The sequence below is a fragment of the Myxococcus sp. AM009 genome, assembly GCF_013372605.1.
Taxonomy (GTDB): Bacteria; Myxococcota; Myxococcia; order Myxococcales; family Myxococcaceae; genus Myxococcus; species Myxococcus vastator.
Map to the genome: position 1 here is coordinate 1 of NZ_JABXEP010000233.1, position 8,591 is coordinate 8,591.

Annotated in this window: 7 protein-coding genes; 1 reads left to right on the top strand and 6 read right to left on the bottom strand. The window is 68.5% G+C overall.

Annotated features, from left to right (window positions below):
* Window positions 1-512: 512 nt before the first annotated feature.
* From HV824_RS33335 to HV824_RS33360, 6 genes are all read right to left on the bottom strand, one after another.
* The gene (locus tag HV824_RS33335; protein ID WP_163787384.1) at window positions 513-1,553 is read right to left on the bottom strand and encodes a phosphatase domain-containing protein; all 1,041 of its coding nucleotides are present in this window, start codon (window positions 1,551-1,553) and stop codon (window positions 513-515) included.
* Window positions 1,550-2,587, bottom strand: coding sequence for a phosphate acyltransferase PlsX (gene plsX / locus HV824_RS33340; RefSeq protein WP_176421427.1), 1,038 nt, complete (start codon window positions 2,585-2,587; stop codon window positions 1,550-1,552). The genes HV824_RS33335 and plsX overlap by 4 nt, the downstream gene beginning before the upstream one ends.
* A 10-nt stretch (window positions 2,588-2,597) precedes the next feature.
* Window positions 2,598-3,884 (bottom strand): MFS transporter, encoded by a 1,287-nt coding sequence (locus tag HV824_RS33345; protein ID WP_176421426.1) that lies wholly within the window; start codon window positions 3,882-3,884, stop codon window positions 2,598-2,600.
* A gap of 93 nt (window positions 3,885-3,977) precedes the next feature.
* On the bottom strand, window positions 3,978-5,987 hold the full coding sequence (gltC, locus tag HV824_RS33350) for an adventurous gliding motility protein GltC (protein ID WP_176425075.1): 2,010 nt from the start codon (window positions 5,985-5,987) through the stop codon (window positions 3,978-3,980).
* Window positions 5,987-6,757, bottom strand: coding sequence for an outer membrane beta-barrel domain-containing protein (locus HV824_RS33355; protein WP_176425074.1), 771 nt, complete (start codon window positions 6,755-6,757; stop codon window positions 5,987-5,989). The genes gltC and HV824_RS33355 overlap by 1 nt, the downstream gene beginning before the upstream one ends.
* Window positions 6,754-7,581 carry an outer membrane beta-barrel domain-containing protein gene (locus tag HV824_RS33360; RefSeq protein ID WP_163787360.1) on the bottom strand — a complete coding sequence of 276 codons (828 nt, stop codon included), beginning with the start codon at window positions 7,579-7,581 and terminating at the stop codon, window positions 6,754-6,756. The genes HV824_RS33355 and HV824_RS33360 overlap by 4 nt, the downstream gene beginning before the upstream one ends.
* A 276-nt stretch (window positions 7,582-7,857) precedes the next feature.
* On the opposite strand from HV824_RS33360, the gene cglC reads away from it, so the two are divergent.
* Complete coding sequence (cglC, locus tag HV824_RS33365; protein ID WP_255208538.1) at window positions 7,858-8,370, top strand: adventurous gliding motility lipoprotein CglC; 513 nt, start codon at window positions 7,858-7,860, stop codon at window positions 8,368-8,370.
* Window positions 8,371-8,591: the final 221 nt, after the last annotated feature.

The following is an 8,591-nucleotide window of genomic DNA, read 5'->3' on the forward strand; positions in this document are numbered from 1 at the left end:
GGCTTGAATCGTGGGGGTTTCAGTGGGGGCCTGCTCGTCGGCGGCCACGGGCTCGGAGGCGCTGTCCTCTTCTTGAGGGTGCGCCGACAGCTCCAGCTGGGAGTTCATGGGAACCTCTTGTTCGCCGCGCTCGGAAGTCCCTGCCGCCTCGGGAGAGGCAACCTCGCGCGCGTCATTCTCGGGCGCAGGTGGCAGCAGACCGCCGGCAGGCGGCGTCTCAGTCAAATCTCGCGTCATCAGCCAGGGACACCCCACCGGGGTGCTTGAAGGCCTGCCGTCTATACCGCATCCTCCGGGTAGGGAGTAGCGGTGGACGACATTGTTGTCGGATGTCACCGGGCAGCGGGCTCCCCCGCCCGCTTTCCTGCTCCCAACCTGGGGACAGGGCACGCGCGAAGCGTGGGGGCCGCGGGCCTGTGTCCTGTATCAACACGGCGTCCGCCGGAAACGTTCTGGGGACGGCCCGCGCGGGGAATGCCGGCCCACCCGAGGGGCAGCCGGGCAGACGGCCCCTACTGCGGCCGGGTGCGGCCCTTGTGGTTCCGGGGCAGCGCGTGGTGGATGAGGGACACGTAGTCCACCGCCTGCACCGGCGGGGGGGGCGGCGGCGTGCCCAGCGCGGCCAGGCGCTTGCTGAAGGCGGCCAGGATGTCCGGCATGGGCCGCATCGCCGCGAGCAGCTTGTTGGGCCCCTCCAGCGCCTGGGACAGCGCCACCGCCGCCTGCTGGAGCGGCAGGCCGCGCCGCAGCAGGTCCTGGAACGAGTTGGACAGGGTGATGATGTTGTGGCCCGCCGTCTGCACCATCTCCACGGCGATTTTCAGCACCTGCGGCGCCGTCAGGTGGCCGTCCGCCAGCAGCACCAGCGCGGCCTGGAAGTAGTTGAAGATGGGCACCACGCGTGGCCCATAGGCCGTGAAGTGCGCGGGGGGCGTCAGCTTGTCCAGGTGGATGAAGATGCGGCGCACCGGGTCGCCCACCGGAATCTTCTTCCACGCCTCGCGCACCCGCAGCGCGTCGTCCGGGTACACCCCGCCCGCCTCCAGCACCTGCGACAGCACGCGCTCGTCCACGCGGCCCGCCACCAGGTCCGCGAAGAGCGAATAGATGAACGCGTCCGCCTCCGCGTCGTCACCGAAGAGGACCTCCTCCGCCTCCACCGGCGCGTGCACCCGGCTCTCCAGGATGGCGGGCAGCTTGTAGCCCACCTGCCCGCGCAGGGCCCGGAAGCGGCCGCGCAGCAGGTTGCCCACGTTGTCCTTGAGGACGAACTCGTCCCACCGCACCCCGTCCAGCTTGAGCTTCTCCTCCAGCACGGCCCGCATCTGCTTCGGACTGCCGGAGACGATGCACAGCCGCGAGTCCCCGTTCTCCGACAGCTCGCGGATGAGCGCGCTGGCGCCCGGCACGGCCACCTTCTGGTGGGCTTTCTGGAACGCCGTCCGCACCAGGTCACGGAGCGAGTCGAACTCCGTCTGGAGGTACGTCTTGTCCAAATCCCAGCGGTAGATGCGCCGGGGCGGACGCGGATCGATGCGGTCCGGCAAGCTCACTTCTTCAGGCCTTCCCGGATGGCGGCGCCCAGGTTGTTCGACACGACCTTCGCCGCGACCTTGCCCGCGTTGGCGATGGCCCGCGACTTCGAACGCCCGTGGGCCTTGATGAAGATTTTATCGAACCCGAGGATGGGGGCGCCGCCGTACTGGTTCCAGTCGGTGATGTCCTTGATGCGCTGGATGCCGCTGGACAGCATGGCGAGCCCCGCGCGCCACCGCAGGCTCTCCTTGTAGGCGTACTGGGCCAGCTCCACCACCGTCTCGTGGACGCCCTCCAGCATCTTCAGGCAGACGTTGCCCACGAAGCCGTCGGTGACGATGACGTCCGCGGTGCCCTTCGGGATGTCGATGCCCTCCACGTTGCCGATGAAGTGGATGTCCTTCATCTCCGACAGGCGGGCGTGCGCCTCCACCACGCGGGGCGGGCCCTTCTGCGGCTCAATCCCGTTGGACAGGAGCGCCACCTTGGGGCGGTCGTTCTGGGAGATGATGCGCGCGTAGGCGGAGCCCATCACCGCGAAGGTCACCAGGTCATCCGCGGTGGCCTCCACCGTGGCGCCCACGTCCAGGATGAGGGAGAACGGGTCCCCCTTCGCGCCGCGCACCGAGCGCGTCGGGTACACCGTGGCCAGCGCCGCGCGGCGCACCCCGGGGATGAGCTGGAAGTGCCGGGCACAGGCCAGCACGCCCGCGCCCGTGTTGCCCGCGGACACCAGCGCCTGCGCCTCGCCCTCCGCCACCAGCCGCGCGGCCACCGCCACGGACGCGTTCGGCTTGCGCGCCAGCGCCTCGCCGGGCTTCTCGTCCATGCCGACGAAGTCCGCCGCGTGCTGCACGGAGATGCGCTCGCCGTTGTGCTTCGTCTCCGCCAGCGCATCGTCGATGAGGGTGCGGTCCCCCACCAGGAGCGTGTGGATGTGGGGGGACTCCAGCGACAGCATCGCCGCTCCCCGGACCACCTCGGCCGGGCCGTGGTCCGTTCCCATGACATCGAAGGCAATCGTCACTGGCTGCGGCTGCGTCCCCACCATGTCCTCCATCTTAGGACCTTTGCTCGGCCCCCGCGCCTGCCATTCTCGCCTGGGCCACCAGGGACAATCCCAGGAGCCCCGACAACGCCACCATCCCCGCCGCCGTCCCGTATGGGGCCGCGGGCCCCAGCCGGGTGAAGAGCCAGCCGCCCAGCGCCGGCCCCAGAATCCGCCCCAGCGAGCCGAAGGCCTGGTACGCCCCCAGCACCGCCCCCAGCCGCTCCGGCGGAGCATGCAGTGATACCAGGGCGGACAGACACGGCGTCACCAGCGCCGACCCCACCGCCAACAACCCCATCACCGGGAACAGCCACGCATAGTCCGGCGCCACGGGCAACAGGCCCAGTCCCGCCGCCGTCAGCCCGAAGCCCACCGTGGCCAGCAGCGCCTCGCGCCCCGGCCTGCTCCCGGGCCCACCCGTCAGCCGGCGCACCAGGCCGCCCTGCACCCCCGCGGAAATCACCCCAATCGCCGCGAAGAGCCAGCCGGAGCGCAGGCTGGCTTCGCGCAGCACGTCCAGGTCCGTCACCGCCGCCCGGAGGAACAGCCCCCCCTCCTGGAGCGGCACCGGCCCGGACGACAGGAAGCGCGTCAGCAGGTAGACGGAGAAGGTGCCTTCCATCTGCGCGAAGGCGGTGGTGAACACCAGCATCAGCGCCAGGCAGCGCCCCACCACGGGCAGGCCCATGGCCAGCGAGGCGCCCTGCAGCGTGCGCGCGTGCCCTTCCCCCGGACGCCCCACCACCCGCGTCTCTGGCAGGAAGAAGTACGTGCCCGTCAGGTTCATGGCCACCAGCCCCGCCGCGAACAGGCCGATGGCGAGGTTGCCGCCCCAGGCGCCCAGGAAGCCGCCCAGCGCCGGTCCCAGCACGAAGCCCAGCCCGAAGGCCGCGCCAATGACTCCCATGCCCCGCGCCCTGTCCTTCGGCGTGGTGATGTCCGCCACCACGGCCTGTGCGGTGGAGATGTTGCCACCGGAGATGCCGTCGATGACACGCGCCAGGAAGAGCAGCGGCAGCGACTGCGCGAAGGCGAACAGTAGGTACGCCAGCAGCGAGCCCACCTGGCTCACCAGCAGCACCGGCCGGCGACCGTACCTGTCACTGAGCCGGCCCATCACCGGGGCCGACACCAGCTGCATCAGCGAGAAGACGGAGATGAGCAGCCCCACCGTGAAGGGCGAGGCGCCGAACCGCACGCCGTACACCCCCAACTGGGGAATCAGGATGCCGAACCCGATGAGGTCCAGCGCCACGATTCCGAAGACGACACGGAGTGACGCCGCCCGCCGCACCACCAGTTGCCCCTTTGCGAAAAAAGAAAACCGCCGGAGCGCGAAGATAGCGCCCCGGCGGCTGGAATGGGGGAGAAGTCCCGGGCCCGACGGGCTTTACATCGCCTCGGCGGACTGGACGTTCCGGTTCGCGGTGTCGCGCTCGATGCAGCCCTTCGTCATCGTGTACTGGTAGGTGCCCAGCTCGTCACGCCAGTACTCGCCCTCGTACGGCCAGTAGAGCTGGTCGTCCTGCACGGCGACGGAGTACTTGTACTTCTTGACGATGGCCGTGCGGCCGCCCGCCTTGAGCTGCTCCTCCAGGAACTCCTTCTCCTTGGTGGTCGTCTCGAACTTGATGCGCAGGCCGTTGGCCAACAGCTGCTTGAGCGCCACCAGCTCCGTCTCCAGCTTGCCCTTGGCCATGATGCCGGCCTTGGAGATGAGCGCCGTGCGCTGCAGCTTGAGCCCCTCCAGCAGGGACTTGCTCAGCTCGGAGTACTTGAAGGTGTCCGCCCGGTTCGCGAAGGCGTCCATCTCCGCTTCCAGCTCGAGGATGGAGTCGTTCGTCTTGCGCAGGTCCTGGTCCGTCAGGGCCAGCCGGAGGATGCGCTCCAGGATGACGTCCGTCTCGTTCTTCTCCAGGCCATCCTTGTTCTTCTTCTGCACGTCGGACAGCACCGAGTAGTACTCGCTGGCCTCCATGTTCTTCTTCACCAGCGACTCCAGCTGGTCGTGCACGGGCAGGTAGGTGCGCTCGAAGTCCTGGAGGATGATGTTGGACTCCCGGTAGCGGCAGTTCTCGTAATAGATGACCGCCTTCAGGATGAGCGCCTCCGGGAAGTACTCCTCGCGGAAGAAGGGCGACGACAGGGTGATGAGGTTGCCCAGCGCCTGCTCGTACTGGCCCACGCGGTAGTTGGCCCAGCTGGACTCGAAGAGGGCCTCCAGCCACTGGGTGTTCCCGCGCTCCACCTTGCCCAGGTAGAACAGCGCGAAGCGGTTCTGCTGCATGCCGTAGTGCGTGCGCGCCAGCTGCATGAAGGCCAGCTCGCGCAGCGACTTGTCCAGCTTCGCCTGGTCGGCGGGCTTGCCGGCCACCGGGCGCGTGAGGCGGACCACTTCCTTCATCGCCTCGATGGCCGCCAGCATCTCCCCGTTGGCGCGCTTGGCCGCCGCGTCCTTCTGACGGCTGCCGTTGCGGAAGGAGGACAGGCCCTCCAGGTACTTGGCGCGGGGGAAGAACGGGTCGGCGCGCGGAATGGTCAGCGCCAGCCGCTTCACCTCCGAGAAGCTCTTGTCGGCCTCCTCGGGCTGCCCCACCTGGTCCAGCGCGCGGCCTCGCACGAAGTGGTAGCGCGCCAGCAGGTAGCGGAACTCGTTGCGGTACTTCTCGGGGAACTCCTGGTTCGCGTGGCGGGCAATCTCGTCGAGGATGACCGTCTCGTTCTTCGTCTTGCGGCTGATGAAGAAGAGCCACTCCAGGCTCGTCTTGAAGAACTTGGTGGACGGGCCCAGGGAGAGGATCTTGGAGAACTCCCCCAGGGACGAGTGGTACATGCCCATGCGGTAGAGCGACTTGGCCAGCACGTAGCGCGCCTCGGTGTGCAGGCCCGCCAGCTTCGGGTCCTCCAGCAGCTCGTGCGCCGCCATGGAGGCCTTCTCGTACTCGTCGTTCTTGAAGAGGCTGACGGCCACTTCCAGGCGCTGGCGGTCCGCCGTCTTGCCGGAGACGTCCACCGCGTCGAAGGACATGGTGGGCGCGGCCGGCTTGGGCGCCTCCTGCGTCAGGTCCAGGCCCATGCCCATGCTCCCGGTGTTCGCGGGAGGCGAGGCCGGGGTGGGCGCGGGCGTGGACGCCGCGGGCGCCGCCTCCGCGGGAGACACGCTGGTGGGCGCCTCGCTGGAGGAAGCAGCGGCGTCATCGTCGTCGTCCTGCGCCGGCGCGGGCGTCGCCTTGTCGGCGCGGCTCTTGCGGGTGGGCTTCTTCTTCTTGGGCGTGGCGCGCTTCTTCTTCTTGGACTGGCCGGAGAGGTCCAGGCCCTCGAAGTTCTGCGCGAAGGTGGGGGCCGTCCACGCGAGCGACAGCCCGAGGACGGCGACACGGATGAGCCGGAAGGAGCGCATCATGACTCGGACCCGAAGAAGAAGGAGACACCCAGCTCGAACAGGAGCTGGTTGCGCAGGTAGTTGCCGGAGACCTCGGTGCCCTTCTCCACGTAGATGAGGTCACGCAGCTCCGTGCGCAGCGTGATCCACCGGTTGAGGAAGAAGCGCGCGCCCACGCCCAGGTTGGCACCCGGCGTGAGGTAGTTCTGCGCCACCGCGCCCGGCGCGTCACCGGGGCCGCGGTACTGCACCACCGAGGCGCCCGCGACGCCGTACAGGTCGAAGTGGACGAAGGTCTCCGCCAGCAGCGACACCTTGCCGTAGATGGGCGCCCACTGGACATCCGCGCCACCCAGCAGCTTGATCTGCCCCGGCGCGTTGCCGTCCAGCTCGTTGAGCGTGGGCGGCACGCAGCCGCGCGAGGAGCCCTCGCCGCCGTCCCCGAACGTGCACTTCTGCGCCGCGCCGGCCACCGTGTTGAGGGCGTAGCCCACGCGCAGGCTGATGCCCAACGTCTCCATGGGGTGGTACGTCAGCGTGCCGCCGAAGATGTACTTGCTGTAGAACGCGTCGCGCAGCGACAGCGTCGCGGACGGGCTGAACTCGAAGCGGCCCTTCTTGAGGAAGACGTGGCCGGAGACCGGCCGGACGCGCTCGCGCAGGGGCCCGAGCCGGTCCTTGTCGACCTCGGAGACGTCGCCGGCTTCCGCCTCTTCGGTGGTCTGGGCGAAGCCCAGCACGGGCGCCGTCAGACAGAGGGCGAGGAGCACACGGAAGAAGCGCTTCATTCCGAGTCCCTCCCCGTCGACTTGAACGGCAGGAACAGCGAGATGCCTGCGTTGAGCGTCATGACGTTCTGGATGGCGCCCTTGCTGCTACCCAGGGGCTGATCCACATAAGAGGTGTTGATGAGGGCCACGTTGACGGCGATGTAGTCCTGCGCCACGAAGCGCATGCCCAGGCCCAGGTCGGCGGCCGGGTTGAGGCCTCGCCCCGGCAGCGCCGAGGTCTCCGTCCTCACCACGCCCGCGCCCGCCAGCAGGTAGCCGTCGAAGTGGAGGATGGAGTTGAGGAACGCCACCTTTCCGTAGATGGGGCTCCACTCCACGTCGCCCATCGCGGACCACTGGGGCACCGAGTAGTAGATCTTGCTGTTGAAGGTCCGCTTCGCGGTGCGCACGTCATCCGACGGCACCACCTGCATCAGCGAGGCCCGGGCGGAGATGGCCAGCGTGTCCGCCAGGTAATAGGCGCCCCGGACCGACAACCCCACCTTCGAATAGAAGGGGTCGTTGACCGAGAGGCTCAACAGCGGCGTCAGCTCGAAGCGGCCCTTCTTGAGGTAGACCTTCCGCTGGACGCTCTTCACCCGGTCTTCCTGGGTGATGTCCGTCAACGGCAACTGCGGATCCGCTTCCAATGGCTCGTCCGCGGGGCGGGACGCCGCGGCCGGTGTGGCCTCCTCCACCGGAGGAGGCGCGGGTGATTCTGCATCCTGCGATGACTCGGCCTGGGACTCGTCGGTGAGGTCGAGTCCCATGCCTTCTTGACCCTGGGCGGATGCCAGCGCGGGCACCAGACACAGGGCGAGCAGCAACTTGGGGCGGTTCAAATCCGGAGGCTCCGTGAGGGAGGGGGGCGTAACTGCCACCGGGGGTGCATCGCGACTCTCGGCCTCCGCATCCTATCGGTCGTATTCCCAACCATCAACCGCGCTGAGCAAGCCTGGCTACCGCCTATCCCTCCGGTATTCCTTCATAATTCCACCCGTCGTACCGACGTACGGGGGCGTTGGTGTTCCAGGGGGCTGTGCTACCCTTCCCAGGCTCGCGGGCCCCGAGGTCCCGTGCCCCATCCCCCCTTTGTAGAGGTCCGAGGTCCCATGAAGATGTTCGTGCGAACCGCCCTCATGATGTCCGCCGCGCTCCTGTCGGGTGGCTGTGAGGTGGCCAGCGAGATTGGCAAGCCCTGCACGCTGGTGCGCAAGGCGACCCCCGAGGAGGCGGCGGCCAACAACAACTCGCCGACCATGCCCATCCTGGAGCGGGAGATCGCCGCCCGGCAGGACTTCATCTCCTTCGGCTCGGTCGAATGCGAGGATCTGATCTGCGTGCGGGATCAGGACTACCCCCGCGCCCTCAATGAGGATGGCTCCCTGAACCAGGAGGCCCCCGCCCGGGGCTACTGCAGCAAGCCCTGCGTCGAGGGCGCGTCCTCGTGCGACGTGACGGACACTGACGACGTCAACGCCGAGCTGCCTGGCCGGATGTCGTGCCGCTCGCTGCTGCTGGATCAGGACACGCTGGAGGCGCTCCGCTCCGCGGACGAGGCCTTCTACCGGCGGACGTTCGGCGAGAACAACTCGCCCTTCTTCTGCGCCGGCGCGCTCATCCCGCGTTGACCCACCCGACACTTTTCGCGCGGAGAGGTAGACCTTTCCGCGCGACTGGTTCGTAAAGGGAGGGCCCGCGCCGTTTTCCGCAAGGAGCCCTGCCTCATGAACCGTACGGTCGTCTTCCTCAGTCTGGCTGGCGGTCTCGCGCTCACCGCATTGGTGCTGGGGCTGCCCCAACTGGGCACCCCGCCCCCACTGGAGCCGATCGTCACCGTGGCCCCCACGCC

Excerpts from the sequence above, each read along its gene's own strand:
- gltC (WP_176425075.1), bottom strand. The coding sequence starts at position 5,987 with ATGCGCTCCTTCCGGCTCATCCGTGTCGCCGTCCTCGGGCTGTCGCTC.
- HV824_RS33355 (WP_176425074.1), bottom strand. The coding sequence starts at position 6,757 with ATGAAGCGCTTCTTCCGTGTGCTCCTCGCCCTCTGTCTGACGGCGCCC.
- cglC (WP_255208538.1), top strand. The coding sequence starts at position 7,858 with ATGTTCGTGCGAACCGCCCTCATGATGTCCGCCGCGCTCCTGTCGGGT.
- plsX (WP_176421427.1), bottom strand. The coding sequence starts at position 2,587 with ATGGTGGGGACGCAGCCGCAGCCAGTGACGATTGCCTTCGATGTCATG.